This is a genomic window from Lacrimispora indolis DSM 755 (assembly GCF_000526995.1).
GTDB classification, from domain to species: domain Bacteria; phylum Bacillota; class Clostridia; order Lachnospirales; family Lachnospiraceae; genus Lacrimispora; species Lacrimispora indolis.
This window is the reverse complement of the sequence record NZ_AZUI01000001.1, coordinates 3,045,257-3,067,844: the sequence shown is the minus strand read 5'-3', so window position 1 is coordinate 3,067,844 and position 22,588 is coordinate 3,045,257. Positions and strand designations below refer to the sequence as shown.

At 43.8% G+C, this 22,588-nt stretch carries 24 protein-coding genes; 14 read left to right on the top strand and 10 right to left on the bottom strand.

The features are described from left to right. Positions 1 to 38: 38 nt before the first annotated feature. The 11 genes from K401_RS0114710 to K401_RS0114660 all read left to right on the top strand — a co-directional run bounded on the left by K401_RS0114710 (position 39) and on the right by K401_RS0114660 (position 9,980). Positions 39 to 2,171, top strand: coding sequence for a chemotaxis protein CheA (locus K401_RS0114710; RefSeq protein ID WP_024293665.1), 2,133 nt, complete (start codon positions 39 to 41; stop codon positions 2,169 to 2,171). A 22-nt stretch (positions 2,172 to 2,193) separates the two neighbouring features. Further along, a complete protein-coding gene (locus K401_RS0114705) occupies positions 2,194 to 2,691 on the top strand; it encodes a chemotaxis protein CheW (protein WP_027352433.1) in 498 nt (165 codons plus the stop codon). Between the two features lie 13 nt (positions 2,692 to 2,704). Further along, positions 2,705 to 3,517: a CheR family methyltransferase gene (locus K401_RS0114700; RefSeq protein ID WP_024293663.1), complete on the top strand. Its 813-nt coding sequence runs from the start codon at positions 2,705 to 2,707 to the stop codon at positions 3,515 to 3,517. A 150-nt stretch (positions 3,518 to 3,667) separates the two neighbouring features. Beyond that, entirely contained in the window at positions 3,668 to 4,714 is a 1,047-nt protein-coding gene (locus K401_RS0114695) for a protein-glutamate methylesterase/protein-glutamine glutaminase (RefSeq protein ID WP_024293662.1), read from the top strand. Between the two features lie 106 nt (positions 4,715 to 4,820). After that, positions 4,821 to 5,144, top strand: a complete 324-nt coding sequence (locus K401_RS0114690; protein WP_024293661.1) for a flagellar biosynthesis anti-sigma factor FlgM — start codon at positions 4,821 to 4,823, stop codon at positions 5,142 to 5,144. Continuing rightward, entirely contained in the window at positions 5,137 to 5,562 is a 426-nt protein-coding gene (locus K401_RS0114685; RefSeq protein ID WP_024293660.1) for a flagellar protein FlgN, read from the top strand. The genes K401_RS0114690 and K401_RS0114685 overlap by 8 nt, the downstream gene beginning before the upstream one ends. Then, positions 5,559 to 7,601 (top strand): flagellar hook-associated protein FlgK, encoded by a 2,043-nt coding sequence (locus K401_RS31905; protein WP_024293659.1) that lies wholly within the window; start codon positions 5,559 to 5,561, stop codon positions 7,599 to 7,601. The genes K401_RS0114685 and K401_RS31905 overlap by 4 nt, the downstream gene beginning before the upstream one ends. Before the next feature lie 11 nt (positions 7,602 to 7,612). Then, the gene (locus tag K401_RS0114675; RefSeq protein ID WP_024293658.1) at positions 7,613 to 8,626 is read left to right on the top strand and encodes a flagellin N-terminal helical domain-containing protein; all 1,014 of its coding nucleotides are present in this window, start codon (positions 7,613 to 7,615) and stop codon (positions 8,624 to 8,626) included. A gap of 21 nt (positions 8,627 to 8,647) precedes the next feature. Next, a complete protein-coding gene (locus K401_RS0114670; protein ID WP_024293657.1) occupies positions 8,648 to 9,256 on the top strand; it encodes a DUF6470 family protein in 609 nt (202 codons plus the stop codon). A 24-nt stretch (positions 9,257 to 9,280) separates the two neighbouring features. Further along, positions 9,281 to 9,727, top strand: a complete 447-nt coding sequence (gene fliW / locus K401_RS0114665) for a flagellar assembly protein FliW (RefSeq protein WP_024293656.1) — start codon at positions 9,281 to 9,283, stop codon at positions 9,725 to 9,727. A gap of 1 nt (position 9,728) precedes the next feature. Next, positions 9,729 to 9,980: a carbon storage regulator gene (locus tag K401_RS0114660; RefSeq protein WP_024293655.1), complete on the top strand. Its 252-nt coding sequence runs from the start codon at positions 9,729 to 9,731 to the stop codon at positions 9,978 to 9,980. 1 nt (position 9,981) lies between these two features. Here K401_RS0114660 and K401_RS0114655 read toward each other — a convergent pair whose 3' ends face one another. Then, a complete protein-coding gene (locus tag K401_RS0114655; RefSeq protein WP_024293654.1) occupies positions 9,982 to 11,262 on the bottom strand; it encodes a nucleotidyltransferase domain-containing protein in 1,281 nt (426 codons plus the stop codon). A 251-nt stretch (positions 11,263 to 11,513) separates the two neighbouring features. Here K401_RS0114655 and K401_RS0114650 point away from each other — a divergent pair, with 251 nt between their 5' ends. Then, the gene (locus K401_RS0114650) at positions 11,514 to 12,230 is read left to right on the top strand and encodes a C39 family peptidase (RefSeq protein WP_024293653.1); all 717 of its coding nucleotides are present in this window, start codon (positions 11,514 to 11,516) and stop codon (positions 12,228 to 12,230) included. On the opposite strand, the gene K401_RS0114645 is transcribed toward K401_RS0114650, so the two are convergent. The 3 genes from K401_RS0114645 to fliD form a co-directional block, all read right to left on the bottom strand. Further along, positions 12,227 to 12,625 (bottom strand): hypothetical protein, encoded by a 399-nt coding sequence (locus K401_RS0114645; protein ID WP_024293652.1) that lies wholly within the window; start codon positions 12,623 to 12,625, stop codon positions 12,227 to 12,229. The genes K401_RS0114650 and K401_RS0114645 overlap by 4 nt on opposite strands. 75 nt (positions 12,626 to 12,700) lie before the next feature. Further along, positions 12,701 to 13,069, bottom strand: coding sequence for a flagellar export chaperone FliS (gene fliS / locus K401_RS0114640; RefSeq protein ID WP_024293651.1), 369 nt, complete (start codon positions 13,067 to 13,069; stop codon positions 12,701 to 12,703). 18 nt (positions 13,070 to 13,087) lie between these two features. Continuing rightward, the gene (gene fliD / locus K401_RS0114635) at positions 13,088 to 15,922 is read right to left on the bottom strand and encodes a flagellar filament capping protein FliD (RefSeq protein ID WP_024293650.1); all 2,835 of its coding nucleotides are present in this window, start codon (positions 15,920 to 15,922) and stop codon (positions 13,088 to 13,090) included. A 142-nt stretch (positions 15,923 to 16,064) separates the two neighbouring features. On the opposite strand from fliD, the gene K401_RS0114630 reads away from it, so the two are divergent. Beyond that, positions 16,065 to 16,838 (top strand): ParA family protein, encoded by a 774-nt coding sequence (locus tag K401_RS0114630; protein ID WP_024293649.1) that lies wholly within the window; start codon positions 16,065 to 16,067, stop codon positions 16,836 to 16,838. A 22-nt stretch (positions 16,839 to 16,860) separates the two neighbouring features. Then, positions 16,861 to 17,580 (top strand): late competence development ComFB family protein, encoded by a 720-nt coding sequence (locus tag K401_RS31900; RefSeq protein ID WP_024293648.1) that lies wholly within the window; start codon positions 16,861 to 16,863, stop codon positions 17,578 to 17,580. Positions 17,581 to 17,597: 17 nt separating this feature from the next. Here the strand turns inward: K401_RS31900 and K401_RS0114620 are convergent, their stop codons facing one another. The 6 genes from K401_RS0114620 to K401_RS0114595 all read right to left on the bottom strand — a co-directional run bounded on the left by K401_RS0114620 (position 17,598) and on the right by K401_RS0114595 (position 22,577). Next, positions 17,598 to 18,857 carry an EAL and HDOD domain-containing protein gene (locus K401_RS0114620; RefSeq protein WP_024293647.1) on the bottom strand — a complete coding sequence of 420 codons (1,260 nt, stop codon included), beginning with the start codon at positions 18,855 to 18,857 and terminating at the stop codon, positions 17,598 to 17,600. Then, entirely contained in the window at positions 18,850 to 19,770 is a 921-nt protein-coding gene (locus K401_RS0114615; RefSeq protein ID WP_024293646.1) for a chemotaxis protein, read from the bottom strand. Before K401_RS0114615 ends, K401_RS0114620 begins: the two co-directional genes overlap by 8 nt. An 83-nt stretch (positions 19,771 to 19,853) precedes the next feature. After that, positions 19,854 to 20,336, bottom strand: a complete 483-nt coding sequence (locus K401_RS0114610) for a chemotaxis protein CheD (RefSeq protein WP_024293645.1) — start codon at positions 20,334 to 20,336, stop codon at positions 19,854 to 19,856. Beyond that, positions 20,329 to 20,955, bottom strand: coding sequence for a chemotaxis protein CheC (locus K401_RS0114605; protein ID WP_024293644.1), 627 nt, complete (start codon positions 20,953 to 20,955; stop codon positions 20,329 to 20,331). The genes K401_RS0114610 and K401_RS0114605 overlap by 8 nt, the downstream gene beginning before the upstream one ends. A 33-nt stretch (positions 20,956 to 20,988) precedes the next feature. Continuing rightward, positions 20,989 to 21,759 (bottom strand): flagellar hook-basal body protein, encoded by a 771-nt coding sequence (locus tag K401_RS0114600; RefSeq protein ID WP_024293643.1) that lies wholly within the window; start codon positions 21,757 to 21,759, stop codon positions 20,989 to 20,991. Positions 21,760 to 21,773: 14 nt separating this feature from the next. After that, positions 21,774 to 22,577 (bottom strand): flagellar hook-basal body protein, encoded by an 804-nt coding sequence (locus K401_RS0114595; protein ID WP_024293642.1) that lies wholly within the window; start codon positions 22,575 to 22,577, stop codon positions 21,774 to 21,776. Positions 22,578 to 22,588: the final 11 nt, after the last annotated feature.

The following is a 22,588-nucleotide window of genomic DNA, read 5'->3' as shown; positions in this document are numbered from 1 at the left end:
TAGATATATACTAAACTAAACAAGGCGGTGTAAATATTATGGATAACGGCATGGAAAATATGCTTGATATGTATCTCTTTGAAACCAATTCCCTTCTGGAGCAATTGGACGAACTGCTGATAGAAGCCGAAAAGGCTGGAGATTTTACGGTGGATGATGTGAACGAAATCTTTCGTATCATGCACACCGTCAAGGGCTCTTCCGCTATGATGGAGTTCACTTCCCTGATGCAGATCGCCCACCATATTGAAGATCTATTCTTTTTTATCCGTGAGAATGGCCTGGAATCCCTTAGCGTTTCTCACAAAAGCACCCTTTTTGACTTAATGTTCCGTTCTACTGATATGCTTCGTGCTGAGGTTGCAAAAGTAGAAAACAATGAGCCACTTAGTGATAATGTCGACAATCTGACTCAGGAAATTAATAGTTTCCTGAAAAAAATCAGTAAGGATAATAACCAGACCGAAAGCAAAGAAAAAAGCGTAAAAGCTCCTGAACCCCAGGAAGTGCATAAGTCTGCTGCTCCCGCACCCAAAGCACCGGCTGTCAACTTAAATGAAATCCGGCTGGATCTGGCGGAATGCCCTGATGATAAATCCCCTTTCTTCTTAAGGATCTTCTATGACGAGGGCTGCGGAATGGAGAATCTCCGTGCCTTTATGCTCATAAGCACCTTAAAAGAATCCGGACTGGATTTCAATTATTATCCGGAAGATGTGGAAACCAACAGCCAGAGCACCGCCACCATCATTGAAAAGGGCTTTTTCTTAACCTTTGATTCCCGCAAGGATGCGGATATGGCAATCTCACAAATCAATAACTTAAACAATATCCGTTCTTATGAGCTCATTGAAAATGTGCGCACCAAAGCTTCTGCAACAGGGGAAACTCAGAACGCTCAGGCTTCTTCTCCTTCTGACCATGAAGGAACCGGAGCCCCAAACACTCCTGCCGCAAGTGCCGGACACCAGATGCCCAGCAAGCAGAATTTAATCAGCGTGAATTTAACAAAGCTGGATAACCTGGTGGCTATTGTAGGCGAGATCGTCATTACGGAATCCATGGTGACCTCTTCTCCTGAGATCCAGAACTTAAAGAACTTAGACAGCTTTTTAAAGGCTACCAGACAGCTTCGTAAGCTGACCGATGACCTTCAGGATATTGTCATGTCCCTTCGCATGGTGCCCATATCCGGCGTGTTTCAGAAAATGAACAGGATCGTCCGGGATATGAAGCAAAAGCTTAAAAAGGACGTGCGCCTGACCATCATCGGCGAGAATACGGAAGTGGATAAATCCATTGTGGACAGCATCGGTGATCCTATCATGCATATTGTCCGCAATTCCATGGATCACGGGATTGAGGAAACTGCCGAGGAACGTATTGCAGCCGGAAAAAATCCTCAGGGAGAGCTGGTCCTTTCCGCAAGCCATACGACCAACGAAGTAATTATCTCCATCAGCGACGACGGACGTGGTGTAAACCCTGCGGGAGTTCTGGCAAAAGCAAAGAAAAACGGCGTTCTGACAAAACCTGAAAGTGAATATACCCATAAAGAGATCCTGGCCCTCCTTCTTGCTCCCGGTTTCTCCACCAACGAAGTGGTTACGGAGTTTTCCGGACGTGGTGTCGGCATGGATGTGGTCAAGAAAAATGTGGAGAATATCGGCGGCACCATCACCATTACCAGTGAACTGGGCAAAGGTATGTGCACTACCTTAAAAATCCCCCTTACCATGGCTATTGTGGACGGTATGGAAATCGCAGTCGGAAAATCCGTCTTTACTATCCCCATCGCCAACATCCGCCAGTCCTTTAAGGTGAAAAATGACGAGGTGATCTACGATACCGAAGGCAACGAGATCATCCGGTGCATGAACCAGTTCTACCCCATTGTCCGCATTCACAGGCTTTACAACATTGAGACGGAAATCACCAGCATTGAGGATGGGATCCTTGTATGGGTGGAATCCGGCGACAAGTCCTATTGCCTCTTCGTAGATGACCTACTGGGTGAACAGCAGGTGGTTGTAAAGCCCCTTCCTGTATACTTAAACAGCTTCAACATCAAGGATTCGGGAATCAGCGGATGCACCATTCTGGGCGACGGCAACATCAGCATCATATTAGACGTTTTAAATCTGTATGCTGCAGCACATAATCAATACTAATTTGGGAATTGGAGGAATACAAATGTCAGCAGAGAATACACAAACAGCGATGTCTGGTGCAGATAATTTTACAAGTGAAGATTTTATTTCCGGCGGTTCAGAAGCCATGGAGCGCTACTTAACCTTTCGCACAGATAACCTGATTTTCGGTGTAAGCACCAATTATATCATTGAGATCATCACCAACCATGCCATTACCCCCATGCCTATGATGCCCAACTATGTAAGGGGAATCATCAACTTAAGAGGTCAGATCGTACCGATCATTGATATCCGCTTAAGGCTGGGCAAACCGGCTATTGAATACACCAACACTACCTGCGTCATCGTTCTCAATGTGGATTCCGTTTTTATCGGAGTCATTGTGGATGCCGTGGAGCAGGTTCTGGACATTGATTATTCCAGCATTTCCCCGGTTCCTGCCAATAACCGGGAAGAACTGGTAAGCGGCATGATATCCATGCCGGACAATCACGTAGTCCTGCTTCTGGATTGTGTAACTTTAGTTAATAACTCATAAAGGACGACTTTTTATGCTAACACTTTCGCAGCAAGACTTTACGCGGCTGGTTCAGTTCGTGAAAAAAAATTACGGGATTGATCTGTCAAAAAAGATGCAGCTGATTATGGGACGGTTGTCAAACACAATCATATCCCTTGGATATACTTCATTTACGGATTACATAGACCATATCATCTCATCAAAAAATCCTGCAGACTTAGAAGTCATGTTAAATAAGCTTACGACGAATTACACCTACTTTATGAGGGAGGAAGCCCATTTTAAATTCTTCCGGGATACTATACTCCCTTATCTGCTAAGCACGAAGAAAAACAAGGTTTTAAGCATATGGAGCGCCGGATGCTCTTCCGGTGAAGAGCCTTATACAATTTCAATGATCATCAAGGAGACCCTGGGGGCGCAGGCCGCCCTCTGGGATACCCGGGTTCTGGCTACCGACATTTCCCAAAATGCCTTAAGGGCTGCAAAGGAAGCGGTATACGATGAAGACTCCTTAAAAAACCTTTCTCTTGCCTGGAAGTCCAAATATTTTGTTAAAACCTCGGAACAGGGCGTTTATTCCGTAGCGCCTGCAATTAAATCAAATGTGATTTTCCAAACCTTCAATCTGATGGACCCCATTCACTTCCGGCTTAAATTTGACGTTATTTTTTGCAGAAACGTAATGATCTATTTTGATCAGGGCACAAAGGACGCCTTGATCCAGCGTTTCTATGATGCAACCGCACCGGGAGGCTATCTTCTCATTGGACATTCAGAGACAATTAATAAGGAAAAAACGCCTTATAAGTACTTAATGCCCGCGACATACCGAAAAGAATAATCTGTGTAATATAAAATCTATTTGCCGGCATTTTATCTTCCGCAAATGGATTTTATATTACACAGATTTATAATTAAATATCAGGAATATGTAAAGCATTTTACATCTGCCTGTATGCGCTTTTATTAACCGCATAGAATGGAGTAGATTATGAACGAAAAAATCCGAGTTTTTGTAGTAGATGATTCCCTGCTGTTTCGCAAGGTATTGATCGATAACCTATCCCAGAATCCCCGTATAGAAGTTGTTGGATATGCCATTGATGCCTTTGATGCAGAACGAAAAATACCGGCATTAAAACCTGATGTAGTCACGGTGGATGTGGAGATGCCCCGGTTAAACGGCATTGACTTTGTAAAAAAGCTTTTGCCCAAATATCCGGTTCCCGTTATCCTGGTGTCATCCCTTAATTTAAATGTGTTTGAGGCCCTTTCTGCCGGAGCCGTGGATTTTGTCAGAAAGCCTGATATGTCAGCCAGTAACACTGCCGCCACCTTTTTAAATACATTAATAAGCAAAATATTCATCGCTTCCAGGGCCAGGATCAGGGTGCCTGCTGCGGCGGCTTCCTCCGTGCTTACTCAAAAGCCGGCCGGCAGCGGAAGGCCCTTCAGCCTCAATGCCAATAATACCATTATCGCCATAGGCGCTTCTACGGGAGGAACGGAAGCCACACTTCAGGTCTTAAAAGATCTCCCCCCGGATACTCCGGGTATTGTGGTCACCCAGCATATGCCGGAAGGCTTTACAAGAATGTATGCGGACCGCTTAAACCACTTATGTCAGATGAACGTGAAAGAGGCGCAGACAGGAGATGTTGTGGAAAGAGGCCAGGTGCTCATCGCCCCCGGTGATTTACAGATGAAAGTGGTCCGGACAGGAAGCCGCTATACCGTAAACTGTTATTCCGGGGAAAAGGTCAGCGGACACCGTCCCTCTGTTGACGTGCTGTTTCAATCCGTTGCCGATACGGCCGGAGCTTCCTCCGTAGGGATCATCATGACCGGCATGGGGCGTGACGGGGCTGACGGGTTACTCAAAATGAAGAAAAAGGGTGCCTTCACCATTGGTCAGGATGCAGAAAGCTGTGTCGTCTATGGAATGCCTATGGTTGCCTATAACATCGGAGCCGTTACCGTCCAGACTTCCTGTTCCAATATTTCCAATGTACTGCTGAAACATTTATATTCTCTTTAATTTAAGAAATTGTACGTTCAAAAGTTAATATTTTTTTCAAAGTGACGATATTATAAATGTAGCATAGAAACAACTGCATTTTCAGCTCTTAGAAAGGAGTAACTCCATGCGTATTTCCTCGAACTATTTCAATACGCTGTACAATACATCCATGATGCGACAAAATCAGGATCAGTCCGGAATCAACGCTTCGGAATCCGTAAAAAACAATTATGATGCAATTACCATACGTTCCGCTTCTTTAGAGGCAATGGATTCCAAGTTTGCAGCCGCCTTAAAAAATCTCCTCATGAAAGAAGTAAAGCAGCCCTCTTCCGGAGAAAAGCTGGACAGCTTAAAGCAAAGGATCAACGATGGAACTTACCAGGTAGATGCCAATAAGATTGCTGAAAGGATTCTTTTATACAAAGGAGCAGATTCCCATGAATGACTTTATTTCTGTGATCGAGGATTTGATCCAGCTGTTTCAGGAACTGATTTACATTGAACAATCAAAGCTGGAAGCCGCGGCAAAGAACAGGATTACTCATGTAGAAGACTGCATGAACAGAGAACAGGCCGCCATCTTAAAGCTGAGAGGTCTTGACAAAAAGCGGGAAACCTGCCAGGAACAGCTTGGCTGCAAGGATTATACATTTCAGCAGATTCTTTCGAAAACATCAGGAGCAGAGCATAACCAATTAAAGAAGCTTTTCGACTCACTGACCCATCATGTCCGCCAGTTTCAGGAGATAAACGAAAGCGCCCGCTCCATGATTGAAATTAATCTTCACATGATAAATAAAGAAATTAACAATTCCCAGGATGTCATTACTACAGATAAAGCGAAGTGGGAGGGACTATTATGACACGATCCACATTCTCCGGTTTTACCATCGCCCAGCTGGCAATGAGCGCCAGCCAGCGTGCCCTTGACGTAACCGGACAGAATATAGCAAACATTAACACAGCAGGTTATACCAAGCAGCAGGTGGATCTTGTAAGCCTGAATTTAAGAGGCGGCGACTATGTAAGCACAGGACCTGCTTCCAAAATCGGTTACGGCGTTGAGATCACAGGAATTTCCCAGATACGTGATCCCTTTCTTGATGTACAGTTTAGAAATCAGATTGCCAAGGTCGGCACCGCCGATGCTCGCCAGAGCACCCTGGATCAGTTGGCGGACATTTTTGATGAAACGGATAAGGATGCTTTAAAAAAAGCCCTCAGCGATTTAAGCAGCAGCTTAGACCAGCTGTCTTCTAACGCAAACAACAGCGAGTTTGACAGCATCGTGCGTTCCAGATGCCAGGTTCTCTTAAATTATATCCATCAAAAATCAGCAGATTTAAGCAGCGTCCGGGAAGAAACCATCAGCGGGCTGGAAAAAACAGATATCGCCACGGTCAACGGACTTCTTTCTGATCTCGGAGAATTAAATGATGCTATCTGGAAAAGCCAGGTTCTCGGTAATCCTGCCCTTGAACTTCAGGATCAGAGAAACTTAAAGCTGGATGAACTGGCCTCCTATCTTCCCATCAGCGTCTCCTACAAGGAAGTGACTATATCCAGTGACTCAAGGCTCAGCTATCCGGTGGTCAAATTCACCGGTTCCGACGGAATGGTGTACAACCTCACCGGAGGCGAGCATGGAGAAAATTTTGCCTCTCTTTCCATGGAACGGAACAAAGGCATAGACGGCAATTACGATGGAAGCGTTTCTATTTCCCTCATCCCTGCCAGTGATTTTCCAGCCGGTACTGATGTTACTACTTTGAAAACAGACATCACTGATTATCTTAAGGACGGCACATTAAAAGGTCTTGTGGATGTGTTAAATAAATCCGGAGAACTGGACAGCCCCGCGACCGATTACAGAGGAATCGGCTATTATGAAAAATCCTTTGATGCCTTTGTTCAGACCTTTGCGGAGATATTCAACAAGCTGAATACAAATACATCTCCTTATACAGGAGCTACCTCAGTTCCCACCACCGGAGTCGCAAAGGAATTAACCAGTACGGGTTCTGAAAAAGCAGAATATAGTTTAAGCTTTTTAAATTCAACGGGAAATTTCTTAAATAAGGAAAAAATAACAATAAACGGTCAAACCTATACATTCGGTGACGGTACAGGCGATACCATTGCAATCGGATCCAGTCTTGAAGGCAGTTTGGTGAATCTGACTGCCCGGCTGAATGCTGACGCTGCCGATATGACGGTAAACGGCGGGGTTACTGCCGGCAGCTGGGCCTATCAGGCCAGTACCGGAAAGCTTACGTGGACCAGCAATGATCCTTTGGCAGCAGGTACCGAAATTACAAGCAGCAGTATAAAAGCAGCGGATGGATCAGCTTTTTCCCTCACCTACAAAGCAGATCCCCTTAATGTTAAAAATTTTGACTTATTTAAAACCTCTGACGGCAGCAAGATCTTTACGGCAAACAATATTAAAATTTCAGATGACTGGATGAACAACACCATTCATATTATTTCCTCTCATGATGAAAATGCCGGTTCAACTGCCAACGACAACATTATTAAGATGATAAAATCTCTGACCGAAGAAAGAGATTTTAAATATGAATATAATTATCTGGATAGTGACGGCAAACCCCAGACCGGGTCGATTACTTACTACAACGGAAATTTCTCTCAGTGCTATTCCAACCTGGAAAATATACAGGGTATTGACAGCTCTGCCAACAAGGCGATCCTGACGAACCACTTATCTGTTCTTCAGCAGACCGCCAACAATAAAGATTCCGTATCAGGAGTTTCCTTAGACGAAGAGGGAATCAGCCTTATGCAGTACCAAAGGTCTTATACGGCTGCTGCACGTCTTATGACCACCCTTGATGAAGTTCTGAACGTTTTGATCAACAGCACAGGCATAGTTGGCAGATAGGAGGTAATAAAATGAGACTTACGACGAATGCAATTTTAAGAAATTACAAAAGCAATCTTGCAACCACAATAAATAATTTAAATCTGTCCAGAACCCATGTTATGACTCAGCGCAGTTTTAACAGCGTGGCAGAGGATCCTGCATCAGCCGCCCGTGCCTCTCAGCTTCACCGTAAATATTATAAAGTTCAGGACAACTTAAGCATGCTGACGGATATTCAATCCCGCCAGGATGGGCAGGAGAGCTCCCTCACTCAGGTATCCAATATCATTAAGACAATCAGTGAGGATTACAACGTGCAGGCCATGAGCGGTGACAAACAGACACCGGAAACAAGACAGACCTTTGCCTCCGCCATACGTCAATATCAGCAGTCCATGGTGTTAAGCCTTAACGCTACCTATGAGGATACCTTTTTATTTGCAGGGTCTGACGGAAAGAATGTTCCTTTTGAGCTGTCTTCTGACAGCAAAACTCTTACCTACCGGGGAATTAACGTAGATGCTTCTCAGAATACTTCTGATTATGCCAGCCTTACCAATCTGTCCAATGAAAAGCTTTACGTTGACCTGGGCATGGGGCTGGCTCTCGATGAGGCCGACCAGGTGGTGCCTTCCAGCGCATTTAATATCTCTCTTCCCGGAATAAAAGCCATCGGATATGGGAAGGACAAGGATGGAATGAGCAATAACGCCATTGTTTTAGCTGGTCAGCTGGCTGATTTATTGGAAGCTGATACCTTTGATACAGAAGCTTATGGAAAGCTTATGAATAAATTTAAGGATGTAAGCTCAAGCATAATGAACGGTATTACTGACCTGGGAGTCAAGTCAGAATTCCTGACCACAACAAAGGACCGGTTGGAGAATGCTGACATTTCCATACAGGAACAGATGGAAAAAGTGGAAGGAGTCGATCCTGCTGCTGCAATTACTGACTATATGTGGAATCAATACGCTTATAATGCAGCCTTAAAAGTTGGAACCAGTATCCTGTCACCGTCTTTTATTGATTTTATGCGCTAAGCATGATTGGAGGTGTCTTATATGGAACCATTGCTTAGAATAACAACCATACCTCTTAAGTATGAACTAAAAATTCAAAAAGCCAGGTTAGAATACAAGCGCTCAACAGCTGAGCTTCAGCTAAACAGGGAAAAAGGGAGCATGTCTATAGAAAACCGCCCCATTAAGCTGCATCTTGATACTTATAATGCGCGTAATTCTGTTTGTCCAACTACTATGGAAAGTGTCCGTCAGTCGGCTTCTTATGGAAGAACTGCCGCGTCAGAGGCTACCGCAAACTATGCAGAGGAGGGGGCGCTTTTGTTAGATCCCAGAGTTTCAAACCCGCTTGATCAGATTATCAGCCAGCGTGCTCAAATGCCGTCAGGAGATTTTGGACTGCAATTTCTTCCTACTACAGGTCCTGACATTGAATGGTCGGATCCTGAATTAAATATTAAATATCAAATGGATAAGCTAAGTTTTGAATTAAAAGTTGCAAACGGAGATTTTGAATTTATTCCAGGCAAGGTTGAGCTGTCTATCACTCAAATGCCTGATGTGGAAATTGAATATATCGGCAAGCCGATGTATGTCCCCCCCAGCGCCGCTGAATTCTTCGACCACTCTCCGGTGGACGTGCTTGCTTAAAATCCTACACTCTGGGAGGTACCTATGGAGATCCAAACACAATATTTTGGCACTATTTCCTGTTCCGAAAAAGAATTAATACACTTTTCCGATGGATTATTTGGTTTTACTCATTTGAAAAATTATGTTCCCCTAGCCTTTCAGGATAACAGCGACGCTTTGATCTGCCTTCAATCCATAGAGGATTTTAGTGTGTCATTTATTCTTATGAATCCATTCCAGCTATATGCTGATTATACTCCGGTCTTATCCGAGGAGGACAGAAAACTTTTAAATGTATCTCAGGAGGACGATTCTGTTTCATACTATGTTATTTGTGTCATCCGTGATCCAATGGATGACAGCACTGTGAATTTAAAATGCCCAATTGCTGTAAATATTGAAAGTCGTGAAGCAAGACAGGTGATCCTGGATAACCCATTGTATCAATTTCGACATCTGATCAAAGATTTCGTAAAAAAGGGGGATTAGGATGCTTATACTTCAAAGGAAAAAAGAACAGTCACTCACCATTGGAGACAATATTACCATAACCGTTCTTGACATTGGAAACGATTGGGTAAAGCTGGCTATTGATGCTCCAAGAAATGTATCAATCCTGCGAACAGAGTTAATAGAAGCGGCCTCTGCAAATCAGGAGGCAGCCTCTGTTTCTCTAAGTGCCGGCTCAATATCCAAAATCAAAGATTTGATCAATGAACATAAAAACAGCGGAGATACCTGATTTACTTCGGTATTTCCGCTGTTTTATCTTTCACCTGTTCTATATCAATCTCTTTCAAAGGCTGATCAGCCATATGTTCCTTATTCGCTTCTTCCAAGGCCTGATCAGCTATATGTTCCATGTCTTTTTGCAGCTTCTTTAACCTCTTATTTTTTATCCAAACATCAAAGCTCTTTAAAAAGGGAATGGATCTTATCGCATACCGCCCAAGGCGCAGGAGCCAGAAAAGCGGCAGGAGAACTCCCAGTTTTCCCAATGATGGATAAATAGTTTCCATATATCTTTTGTCAGGAAACAGCCATTTTATCATTTTTTTCAGGTTTTCCGATCTCCTGTCCCTGGCATAGCAATCTGCAACCGTCTTAATCAGAGGAAGAAATTGAGAACTGATCTCCCTTCCTTCTGCCCCCTTGGTAAAGATGTAAGACTCCATGGCTTCATAGATTTCTGTGTTTTCAATACTTGCCCCGCTGCCAAACCAACGGAGTATAAGATACTCAAGCTTTTCTGCAAATTCAGCAATTTTTAGCTTTTTTAACTTTTCATATATATATGGCCAGGAAAAAACTTCTGCATATTTTTTGTAAAACACCCAAAAGTCCATGATCTGATTTAAACTGATTTCTCCCTTTGCATAGGAATCCGTCAGCCTGCTCATGAGAAAGAGATATTGATCATCAGGAGTCATTTCCCGCACATGCTTATACCCTTTCCGATATGGTAAAAAGGCCAGCAGGCTTTTAAAATATTTTCGCATTGGCTTACTGAAAAACAGACTCTGGTTATAGCATAAAACCCTGATCCCTGGGATCCGGTAGAATAAGTTTCCCCGTTCCTCTGTCTGGCGTTCCTCAAAATCCGCCTCCTCCAGCATCTTCCTGATTAACCATCCATGTTTTTTATCAATGCCGATCTCAATGGATTCTCTGCAGCACATTTCTTCAATTGGATAACATTTGACAATATCAGAGTATCTTAAAGCAAAGCAGTTGATCTTATTTCGTTCCAAAAGGGCCAAAACCTGCTTTTCCCCTGATCTCAACCGGTCTGTCCGGTGAACTGCTTCCAGATATTTATCAAAAAAGCGCTGGCGTATAGCCTGAGGAATATTTTCATCCAGCCCCATGATTCCATAATAAACAGCATGCGCCACGTTATGATAATCGGCCAGACGAAACATCTTTTCCCAATCCGGCTGGCGCAGCATCTCAGGAGAAGGCTTTTGATTCAATATTGCTGACAATAATGTTATTAAATACCGCTCTTCATATCCTTTACTCATTCATTTTCCATCCTCAATCAACCGGCTATATCATACCGCCGGCAATTCAATATCTATTTAACCGGTATGCCGGGCAATGAATTCAACCAATTGCCCCTGTCTTCTCCTTTTAAATCATGAGAAAAGCTGCATTTCACGTTTTATATTCGTTTTTTCATAATAAACTTAACTTTACCGGATATTCGTACGATAACTATTGTAGAAATGAAACTAATATCTTTATCATAGAAAAGGTAAATTAAGTGAGCAGAATGTATCCGATCCTATTTAAAACTCTATTCTTAGCCGTTGTCCCTTTTGCCACGTTTTTTTCAACCAACGGACAAATTAGTGGAGAAGCTGCGGCTATTTCTTATACAGCTTCAGAGATAAGCTCAGAACCTGCGGCAGACGAAATTCCTCAGGAAGGAAAATACGATGTCATGCTTGACAGTGCATGCGGCCCGCTTACGTATTATAATCAGGGGGATGCCAGATGGGGGAACTTTCTCTATGGCGGAAGAGACCCTCTTTCTACCTATGGCTGCGGCCCTACGGTCATGGCCATGCTGATTACCAGTCTTACCGGAAACCAGGTACTCCCGCCTGACATTGCCACTTGGGCTGCACAAAACAACAGCTGGTGCCCCGGTGAAGGTTCCTATCACAGGTTAATCATTGACAGCGCTTCCGCCTATGGACTGAAAGCCACACCTTTGAAAGATTACACGGTTCAGGGGCTGCAGAGTGCTTTGGATTCCGGCCATCTCGTCGTTGCCCTCATGAAAAAGGGCCATTTTACCCAGCAGGGGCATTTTATAATAATCACCCGTTCAATGGGAGAAGGTAAATTTCGGATCGCTGATCCTAATAATTACAATAATACAAAATTTGACTGGGATTCTTCTTTGATTTTCCAAGAATTGAATTACCGGTCAGGAAACGGGGGGCCTTTATGGATTATCAGCCTTCCGGATTCCGTTCACTAATGATTGTAGTAAGAGTCTTTTCCTGCCAAACGGGTACTGATATGGCGGTCCATCTCGATCACTCGTTTCATCACCAGCTGGAAGCTCTTTCCTCTTTCCACAAGTTTTTCAGCCACAGGGCTGACTGGCTTATGGGCATTATTCCCTTTTAACCAATCTCTGACCTGAGCTGCTTTTGCAGAAGGCAGAGCCAATATAAGGCATTTAATGTTTCTTTCATGAATATCTGCTTTATCCATTTCCTCCTGGCGCATTCCCAGAAGCAGTTGAACGGAAGTTCTGTCATTTCTGGATAAGGATTCCCCGACCTCCCTGGTAATGCGCTCAATCTCTATAATACATTGATATTTGTTCTGCATTTCCTTTAGAATCTCAATCAGCATTGAATCGTCCATGTCATCCCCCTATCTACATATTTAAAAATCAAAACGGCCTGGGAGGAATGCTTCCTCCCCTCCAGGCCGGATTTTTTAACTGTTTAACCGCTGTGCCTCCTTAAAAGCCTCACGTAAATCGATAATTAAGGGCCTGACCTCCTTAATCACTTCTGAATTTCTTCCTGCCCTTATCCGGCTAAACTCATACAGAAAAAAGTCATACATCCGCCTCAGTTCAGCACTGATCTCATAATTATGATTCAACGTATCCTTTAAATAAGTGACAATATCCACCGCCCGCTGAACAGACTGTTCAAAAAGCTCAAAGTCTTCCTTTTCCAATGCGAGCTCTGCCCTAGTCAGCCGTTTAAGTAATTCATCATAAAGAAGATTGAGCATTTCTCCTGGAGTCATTGTATTAACCGTCTGTTCTTTATAATGCTGGTATCCGTATGATGCCATAATCTACACCGCCATTTCTTATGAACCGAATGAGCTCAGCCAACTGCTTTGGGAATTCATTTGTGAAATCAATGATTCCAAAGTAGTAAACTGCTTCACATAACGGTCTGTTTCTGTTGATAATTGATCCTGCAAGCGGTCTATGTAATCGTTGACGCTGTCTATACTCTTCTGTAGGTAATTGGACAGGATACTGGTAGGCGCATAAACGGAACCAGCCCTTTCAATCAATATACCCTTGGTAGCACCTGTTGTGGAAGCATACTTCTCAGTAATTGTAGTAAGACGGGCCATAACGCCGCCCTTGTCCCCTGTGGTAGTATCTGCAGTCCTGGTAAATAATTTTTGTAAATCTTCTGCATTGGATTCAAGAGCTGCACGGAACTTGGTTTCATCGAATACCAGCTTTCCGTTATCTCCATAATTGGAGCTTGTGGATATCCCGAAAGACTCCAGCATGGCTTTATCCTCAGAACCACTTTCAAAAATGAAACGCATGCTGTCTGAAAGGCCTCTCAAATCAGAATCATTGAACAGCATTCCTGCCTTTGCCTTTTCTTCCCATTTAGTGATCTGATCTTCCGTCATTTCCTCTTTCTGCTCATCTGTCAGAGGTTCATAACTCCTGTTTGGTTTTGTGGTGACCTCATCATTTACTAATTTGATGATTTCATTGTAGTCTTTGATCATATCGGAAATGGCGGATACGATTTTGTCAGAGTCTGTTTTGGCATTGAACGTGACAGAATCCGTAGTATCCTGAGAATAGAAACCACCGGAGGCCTTTACAAGCGTTCCATTCTCTGCCATTACATACTCTCCGCCAGTAACTTCATTTCCATCTTTATCATAACGCTTTGCAATATCATCGACCTTTAAATAACTTCCGTCATCAGCCTTTACATAAGATCCGTTTGTGTCGTCTTTTTTATATCCAAAAGTACCGCTTACAGTAATGTTTAATCCATCCAGGCCAAAGGAGTTGCTGCCTCGTATCAGGTCAACAACCTCATCGGAGCCAGTGTATTTTACACTGACAACTGCATCCTGACCCTTGGTAACGGTATAATCTACATCTTTTTCTCCAAACAAAAGCTCTGCATCACTGCTTCCGCTAAAATCTATACTTCCGGCAGCTCCGCCTGCTGTAGATATAATGGAAAACTTGTCTGCATTCATCATATAGCTCATGGTAACGCCCGCATCGGAAGCATTAACCTTGCTGATAATATCATTAATAGTGCTGTTGTAGGAAAGTCCCTTAATATCGACGCCATTAATTGTAAGCTTCAGCTCTCTGTCGCTTACATAAGTTCCCATGGCTGTCTTCAAGTCCCCGGCCGTTGCAGCCCCCTCTTCCTCAAAATGATCGATCGCTTCATAGACACTGCTTAAGACCGTATCCGATAACTGGGAATAATTTGATGAAATCAAATTCTTTAACGTAGCAGCATCCATTCCATCTGTGACTTTGCTTCCAAGATTATCGATCAACTCCAAGGCCTTTACTGATCCCGAAAAATAAGTGGTTTCATAATCATCTAATTTAGATCCAAGTTTATCTGCAATTCCATTTAATCCGGAATTTATAAGAGAAGCTGAAAGATTCAGACGATTCGACTCCCCATACTCCACTTTCAAAGCTCCCGTCTTGCCGATCACTCCATTGTCAGCGGAGGATATGGACAATATAGAGGAGTTGTCAGCCGTATTGGTAGCCGGATTCATGGTCTCAAATTTCAATTGATAACCACCGTTCTTGGTGTCCTCCTGAACTCCTACCTTGATTCTGCCTGTTCCGAACGCCTTGCCCAGCTTTGTTTCTAAATCAGCAGCAATGGATTCTAAGGATGCTTTATCATCACTGCCTATCATTGCCTGAATCTCCTCTGTACTGGCAAATTGTATGGATTTGGTGGTTCCATTGTAAGTAAAGCTGATGTTCTTTCCACCTACCCGCTCTGCAAAAGACTTCTCTTCAAAAAAGGACTGCGTCCTGCCCAGCAGTTCCGATGACAGTCCTTCGGAAGTGATGGTTTTATCCGCTTCAGATAGACTGTCAATATTATTAATACCAAGAGCTGCAAGCGCCGTTTTACTTCCCCCTGCAAGCTTAATGGTATTCCCTGCTTTATCAGCAGATTTGAAATTCAGTTTAAAAGGAGTACCTGAAGGATCCCCGGAATTTGACGGATCAGCTTCAACTTTAATAACATCTGCCAATGTCTTTCCATCTCCAATAGAAACATTCTTAAGAGCCTTGGTGATGGATTCCTGCGCTTTCGCGCCATTGGAATAATCGTAGGTAAAGCCATCTTTTGTCGTACCGCTGCTTAAGGAAACAGTATACGTCTTGCTGCCATATTGAAAAGAAAGACTCTGTCCCTCCAAGGTGCTGACATCCTCTGTTCCCAAATTAATACTGCCTGTTGTCAGCAACTGATCGGATACTGCTCCTGTGGAAGACATACTGGCATCCTTTGCCAGCTGCTTCACCCCCACGATGGACATGGAATCTGCAAGGGATGAGCTTCCTGATACGCTGATATACTTGCTGTTGTCCCCAATTGCCGTAATACTGCTCTTTGCCCAAAAGCTGGGGCTGGAAATATTGGTTGACTGATTGACATAGGAGGTATACTTTTGTGAAAATTCCACAAGCTTGGAGCTGATGGAGCGATAAGCCTCCTGCTTCCATAAGTAAGTTTGTTTTTGTTTCTGCTGCTTTGCAATCTTAGCTCTTGTAGCCGTAGTCATTCCCTCGATCAGGCTGTCCCTGTCCAGGCCGCTGACAAGACCGCCGTAGCCCCGGATAGAAGAAACACTGCTGACGCTGCTTGAAATCGATGCCATATAGAACTCCTTTCTAAATATGTACACAAGCCAATTTTCGTCAAAAATCGGTTTTTTTATTGTTTTCGCTATACTTATTTATCGACATATTGTATACTTAAGATAATAGTATTATCTTAATTTATGAATGGAGGAAACGAAGTTGTCAACTGTAATTGCTATTACAAATCAAAAGGGCGGCGTAGGCAAAACAACCACTTCCTGCTCTCTTGCCTGCGGTCTGGCCATGCATCATAAAAGAGTCCTGGCAGTAGATTTGGATCCGCAGGGTAACTTAGGCTTCAGCCTTGGCCTTGAAATCGAATCCTGCGCCACCATATACGAAGTCCTCAAAGGAACCGCTACCCTGCAGGAGGCAATCCGGTCTTCAAAATACTGTGATGTAATATCTTCCAACATTCTCTTAAGCGGAGCTGAACTGGAATTTTCAGGAAAGCAGAGGGAATGCATGCTGAAAAACATACTCTCTACCGTGGCCGGTTATTATGATTACATTATTATTGATACTCCTCCTGCGCTGAACATTCTGACCGTCAATGCCTATGCGGCGGCAGACTATCTGATCATTCCCATGGTTCCGGAGATTTTAAGCCTGTTAGGGGTTTCCCAGATCAAGGAGACGATCAATACAGTCCGTTCCTCCGTCAACCCGGACCTGGTTGTTTTGGGAATCCTGCTTAATAAATATAACCCAAGAACACTTCTTTCCAGAGAAGTAAAAGAGATGGCACAAAATATTGCGGTTCAGATCGGCACCACCGTATTCGACACTCATATCCGGTCCAGTGTTTCCGTTGCGGAAGCACCTGCTCAAGGAGAAAGCCTTCTGGATTATGCGCCCCGATCTAATCCTGCCTTGGACTATAAAGCACTGGTTGCTGAGGTCCTGGATCGGATTAAACAGCGCAAGAATTAACACCTTGAGAGGAGCTTAAGCAATGGCAAGAAAAAGCAGTAAAACGGCCCATGTCATGAATCTGTTGGCCGGCGATGATTCCGAATCCTCAAAAACAGAAGCGGCAAAGGAAAATATTGCCGCCAGCCTCACAGCAGAACCGGGCGGAACTATTAAGGAATTGACAGTTTTGGCCCAGCAGGCCTCTATCCAAACCCAGGACGGACCATTGACTCCATCCCCCATTTCCATTATCGATATGTCATCCACAGCACCTGACCCTGTTGCAGAATTAATAAGACATCAGCTGGAGGAGGAGGAAAACAGCGGGGAAGATTCATCGCTTTCCATACAGGAGATGCCGGACGATCCGCCTTCTCCTTCCTCAAAAGAAGAAGATTTAAATGCAGAAGACTCTCCCTTAGAGGAGACTCAGCTCCAGAATGAAAGACCTTCTGACGAAGCTCTTTTATCTGAATCGCCCGTTTCCAAGCCCTTAGACTATAAGTACTTGAATGTCATGGAATATGTGGTAAAAAGCAAGGCAAAGGAATATATGGAGAAATTCGGTGTATGCCTGTGCGACCATTGCATCGCTGACGTAACAGCCCTGGCCCTGACCAACCTTCCGCCCAAATATATTGTTGTGGAACCACCTTCCGCATCTCCGCTTTTGAACTTTTATTCCAACCGTTTTTCCCAGCATATCATTGTGGAACTGACAAAGGCCTGTTCCGTTGTAAAAGAAAACCCACACCATTAGGCGTGGGTTTTTTCTTATTAGTTCTCCGATTCCTGAGATGCACTGCTTGTAAGACCTTTCCATATCTCATTTACGGCTTCCACACAATCCATATATGTTTGTGCCAGCAGGCCGGAAGGTATACCTAATTGATCTGCTAAAGCTTTCACATTCTTCCATTCCGCTTTTTCATAACTCAGAATGAGTTTGTAGAGAGTTCCGCAAATTCCCTCCTGCCTGATAAGCGCATCCTTTATTTCCTGGGCCACCGGCACTTCCTCCAGTATTTCCTCTAAAGGAGCATCAATCATATACTGCAGAGTAGAGAACATTCCCATCATATAGATCTCAGACCGGATGATCGGAAGGCCCTGTACATGATCGGAAAGAGCCATGGCAAAATTGGCCCGCAGGAAGGACACCTTCATGGTGGCCTCCAGGGATTCATCATTGTCAAAATCATTATTAAAGCTTAAGAGATATACCCACTGCTTTAACTGGCTGATTCCCATGGTTACCAACGCCTGACGTATGGAAGATACTCTCCGGCGCAAAGCAAAGTAAGCGGAATTGACAATTTTAAGAAGAGCATAGGTCAATGCTGCATCACGCTTTATGATTTCTTCTATCTGCTCAATATCCGGCTCATCCTTTGATACTTCAACAACCAGCTGGAAGAAGTTCCCTTCCAGGAATTCCATACGGTTCACCTTTTTCGCCATTGCCTCGGCTACATAGCTGCCTTCCGCAAAGTCAGCTCCAATTTCCAGAGCCAGATCATAATCTTCCTTTGTGTTGACCCCGGTTGCAACGCATCTCTTATCAAAGCCCTTCATGGTATTGATAAGATTCATCAGCGAAATCCGCTCTTTTGCATTATTTTTATTTCTGATATCAATCTTTATGTAAGTGGCAAAATCCAGCATGGAAAAATATTTGGGAGAAAACTGAAAATCATTAATGGCAAAAACATAGCCTTCTGCCCTGTATTTCCTGATGATGGTAGGTGACAAGGGATGGATCATCACATGGTCTTCAATTTGAATTACCATTTTCTCCTTGTCAAAAATCTTTGGCGTATTACGAAACAGCAAGGAAGGAGTAAATGTTACAAAAGTGAGCTTATCACGAAAAATACTTTCCGTATTTTGCATCAGAAAACCAGCAATGGTATCAGCCGCTGCGACATCGGAGCTGCTGTATAGCGAGTCATAATCTTTCTGAAACAATATCTCATAGCCGATAATCCTGTCCTCCTTCAGTGCCTTTATGGGCTGCCGGGTGACATACTTATCCATTCTTTTCCCTCCTTTGAAGCAAATGATCGATTACTTCAACCAAATGGCCGATCTCCGGTTTGCTTAACTGTTCGTCAGCTCCTAACTGCTTTCCTTTGATCATTAATTCCTGATTGATCATGGAAGAGAAAATGACCAGAGGTATATGCTTTAAGTTCTTATCTTCCTTTACCAGCTTGGTCAGGCGATGCCCATCCATTTCCGGCATTTCAATGTCCGTAATGATCAGGCCTACCTTCTTATTTAAATCTGAATCGGACCGGACCTTAACCAGGAAATCCCACGCCTCCTGACCGTTATTTTTAAAGGTCAGATTATTATAGCCGGCTTTCTTAAGAGCCGCTTCTATCATCTTTGTCAGAAGGATGGAATCCTCTGCAATGAGAATCGGGCAGTCAATGGTCTCTCTTTGCCCCAGCTTGTTGATTTCATCTAACTGGATCCCGGTTTCCGGCGCAATGTCCGCCACGATCTTTTCAAAGTCCAGAATGGTAACTAAATCAGAACCGCACTGCGCAATTCCTGTTGCCACGCCTTCCTCCCCCCGGCTTATAGTATCATCCGGCTTCTGTATGTTCTTCCATGAGATACGGCTGATTCCAACGACGCTGTGAACCCGGAACGCAATGTGCAGCTTGTTAAAATTCGTGATAATGAATAAGTCCTTGCTCTGTTTTTCCGTTGCTTTTCCGGTCAGGTACTGAGGAAGGTCAATCACAGTAAGAAGGATATCTCTCGGCTTAAAGATACCTTCTACAGAAGGATGGGCATGAGGAATGGGCTTCACCTTATCTGACATCATAATTTCACGTACTTTGGCAACATTAATTCCATACAATTCACCATAAATGGTAAATTCCATTATTTCTATCTCATTGGTTCCTGACTCTAATAAAATATCTGTTTCTGCCATAGCTCTTCTCCTTTATCCCAATATAATCCAGCAAAAACATCTGCCTAATAAAATATCGGCATCCTTTAGCCGGTTCATAATGTTTACAAAACAATTTCCGCTCTGCCATAAGTCCGAATTTTCACCATACCGGTGCTCACATCAAAGGTCATGGTCCGTGCATAATTTTCTCCCACATCCGCAGCAGCAAGCCGGACTCCCTCTGAGTGAAGAATCTGTTTCACACTGACAATATTACGGGCACCGATATTCCCAAGCGTGCTGTTTCCCTGCAATTCGAACATTTTGGCCCCCCCGGCAATTTTAGCGATCAGTCTGGGTTTCCTGGCTCCCATTATTTCAATTTTTCGAAACGTTTCTGCAAGTCCTGTATCTGCATACTTAAATATATTGCCGTCTCCCGCTCCAAATACCTCGGGCAGCATAATATGCACAAGGGCTCCCAGCTTGATCATGGGATCATACAGACTGATTCCGATACAGGAACCAAGTGCATAAGTAATCAGAATACCCTCTTGCCTTGCAAACTTCATGTCTGCAATTCCAACCGTTAATTGTTTATCCATTGGCTATCCCCAGCTTTTCCATTAAAAAGTTCAATGACTGTATATCCGGCATCATCAGCAAGTCACTGTGAAGAACTTTCCCCCCTATAACAAATTGGCCGCTGATCATCATCATCTTATCTGTCTGATAACCAAATTCCACCATTGGCACGCTTAAAATTCCGCCCAGCATATTAACGGCGATATCAGGAACTGATAAATTGATCGTAACGTCGCTAAGGGAGGACATGGCATTCACATAAGAAGAGATGATGATATTTCCGATCTCCTCCAACGCTGAGGTTTCCAAAACATTCAGCTGGTAATAATCTTCAATATTCTGCTGCATGACACTGGTTAAGACTTCATTGATAAAATCCAGCTTCAGGATAAACAGCATCAATCCATTAATCTCACCGGTCATCTTGACCAGAATAGCAGCTACAATTTCTTCCGGATCTCCCAGATATTTAATGGCTTCATTATAGCCCAGGATCTTCACATCCGGAAGTGTCATACGAACAGTTTTCCCTAACAAGGAGGACAGCGCAGTGGCCGCATTTCCTGTGCCTATGCTGCCGATTTCCCTGATGAGATCCAGGCCCAGACTATTCATTTCATCGTAACGCGTTATTTTCATGATATCGCCCTCTTTCCTCATTACTCACGGGATTTACCGCAGAGAATTTATTGTCGACTCAACCTCATCAGAAGTCTGCACCATTTTAAGCGCATAGGAATATGCTCTCTGCGCCTCGATCAATCTGGTCATCTCCTGGGCAAAATCCACTCCAGACTCCTCTAAGGCTCCCTTTATTACCTTGGCTTTTTCAAGCAGAATCGGTTCTCCGCTTTTTGCGGTTACCGTGTAGACATTATCTCCCTGACTCTCTATGCCGTCCCTTCTTGCAAAGGTATACACCCCTATTGCCCGGGGATCATGCTCTCCTTCCTCCAATTCCGTCTCTTCCTCTTCTTCCTCAGTCTCATCTCCCGGATATGTGGCAGGCTTTACGTCATAGGAGATCTCTTCCTGGTCCATATTAAGGACCCGTTTGTTGTCTGAATTCACCAGATAGAACTTGTCCTCCATTTGTGACAGCTGGAAGCGCCCGTCACGGGAATAGGAAACTTCACCGGTAACAGGATCTTTTAGCATGAAAAAGCCTTCACCGGCAATGGCGTAATCGTGGTCAAGGCCGGTTTCCTTATAAGCCATGGCAGTAAAATCCGTCTTTGACTGGTCAACCCTTGTCCCGCTTCCGGATTTCGCTCCATCCTGTCCCTGGGCATTTCTAAGCTCAGCATGCACCAAATCTGAAAAAACACTGTACTGGGCTTTAAAGCCTACAGTATTTACATTAGCCACATTATTTGAAACTATATTGAGCTTTGTCTGCTGGCCTAAAGCCCCTAAAGCACCTATGTAAAATGACTGTTCCATTTATCCTTCCTCCCTTATACTCTGCCTATATCACTGACAATCCTGCCCATAAGCTGGTCATACATCTTAAGCACCTGCGCAGCACTTTGGGAAGCCCTTTGGCTGCTTATCATGGAAGTCATCTCATCAATGGGATCAATATTAGAACGTTCTATCGCTTTCCATTGGACTCCCCCATTGGCTGCAGTTCCCTCCGCCGTGGTTGTAAATGTACCGTTATCACCCTTAACAAGCTGGGTATAATCTGCAAAATCCACTACTCCGATCTTTCCTAAAAGGACAGGTTCCGTATCCTCTGAGTCCCCGCCGTCTTCGTCAGTTCCCAGGCCCTTTAAGGGTTCTTCATAAATATTTCCTAATTGATCAACGGTAATATGATCTGAAGGAAGCTCTATGGGGTTTCCGTCTTCTCCCAGAACCCTTCCCAAAGAGGATAAACAAAGATACCCCTCGTCATCCAGACGGAAGGAACCATTTCTCGTATAAAGATGATTTCCGTTTGAATCCTCAATGGCAAAAAATCCAGGCTTTGTAAGGGCAAAGTCTAGATTTCCCCCTGTCTCCTCCACCGTTCCCTGGTCATAAGACGTTTTCGTGGTTCTGGCGGTACGAATCATGGATACTGATCCGATCTCCACAGGATTGCTTTTATCCCGGTTGCCATTTCTGTAGAGCATCTCATCCTTAAACGTGGTACTGACCAGCTTGTCTGATTTATAGCCTGGAGTACTGACATTGACCATATTGTTGCTGATCACATTTAAATTACGATTCTGATACAGCATTCCTGATGCCAGATTATAAAATCCATGAAACATAGCATTTTACC

Coding starts and splice junctions, on each gene's coding strand:
- K401_RS0114710 (WP_024293665.1), top strand. CDS start 39: ATGGATAACGGCATGGAAAATATGCTTGATATGTATCTCTTTGAAACC.
- K401_RS0114705 (WP_027352433.1), top strand. CDS start 2,194: ATGTCAGCAGAGAATACACAAACAGCGATGTCTGGTGCAGATAATTTT.
- K401_RS0114700 (WP_024293663.1), top strand. CDS start 2,705: ATGCTAACACTTTCGCAGCAAGACTTTACGCGGCTGGTTCAGTTCGTG.
- K401_RS0114695 (WP_024293662.1), top strand. CDS start 3,668: ATGAACGAAAAAATCCGAGTTTTTGTAGTAGATGATTCCCTGCTGTTT.
- K401_RS0114690 (WP_024293661.1), top strand. CDS start 4,821: ATGCGTATTTCCTCGAACTATTTCAATACGCTGTACAATACATCCATG.
- K401_RS0114685 (WP_024293660.1), top strand. CDS start 5,137: ATGAATGACTTTATTTCTGTGATCGAGGATTTGATCCAGCTGTTTCAG.
- K401_RS31905 (WP_024293659.1), top strand. CDS start 5,559: ATGACACGATCCACATTCTCCGGTTTTACCATCGCCCAGCTGGCAATG.
- K401_RS0114675 (WP_024293658.1), top strand. CDS start 7,613: ATGAGACTTACGACGAATGCAATTTTAAGAAATTACAAAAGCAATCTT.
- K401_RS0114670 (WP_024293657.1), top strand. CDS start 8,648: ATGGAACCATTGCTTAGAATAACAACCATACCTCTTAAGTATGAACTA.
- fliW (WP_024293656.1), top strand. CDS start 9,281: ATGGAGATCCAAACACAATATTTTGGCACTATTTCCTGTTCCGAAAAA.
- K401_RS0114660 (WP_024293655.1), top strand. CDS start 9,729: ATGCTTATACTTCAAAGGAAAAAAGAACAGTCACTCACCATTGGAGAC.
- K401_RS0114655 (WP_024293654.1), bottom strand. CDS start 11,262: ATGAGTAAAGGATATGAAGAGCGGTATTTAATAACATTATTGTCAGCA.
- K401_RS0114650 (WP_024293653.1), top strand. CDS start 11,514: ATGTATCCGATCCTATTTAAAACTCTATTCTTAGCCGTTGTCCCTTTT.
- K401_RS0114645 (WP_024293652.1), bottom strand. CDS start 12,625: ATGGACGATTCAATGCTGATTGAGATTCTAAAGGAAATGCAGAACAAA.
- fliS (WP_024293651.1), bottom strand. CDS start 13,069: ATGGCATCATACGGATACCAGCATTATAAAGAACAGACGGTTAATACA.
- fliD (WP_024293650.1), bottom strand. CDS start 15,922: ATGGCATCGATTTCAAGCAGCGTCAGCAGTGTTTCTTCTATCCGGGGC.
- K401_RS31900 (WP_024293648.1), top strand. CDS start 16,861: ATGGCAAGAAAAAGCAGTAAAACGGCCCATGTCATGAATCTGTTGGCC.
- K401_RS0114620 (WP_024293647.1), bottom strand. CDS start 18,857: ATGGATAAGTATGTCACCCGGCAGCCCATAAAGGCACTGAAGGAGGAC.
- K401_RS0114615 (WP_024293646.1), bottom strand. CDS start 19,770: ATGGCAGAAACAGATATTTTATTAGAGTCAGGAACCAATGAGATAGAA.
- K401_RS0114610 (WP_024293645.1), bottom strand. CDS start 20,336: ATGGATAAACAATTAACGGTTGGAATTGCAGACATGAAGTTTGCAAGG.
- K401_RS0114605 (WP_024293644.1), bottom strand. CDS start 20,955: ATGAAAATAACGCGTTACGATGAAATGAATAGTCTGGGCCTGGATCTC.
- K401_RS0114600 (WP_024293643.1), bottom strand. CDS start 21,759: ATGGAACAGTCATTTTACATAGGTGCTTTAGGGGCTTTAGGCCAGCAG.
- K401_RS0114595 (WP_024293642.1), bottom strand. CDS start 22,577: ATGTTTCATGGATTTTATAATCTGGCATCAGGAATGCTGTATCAGAAT.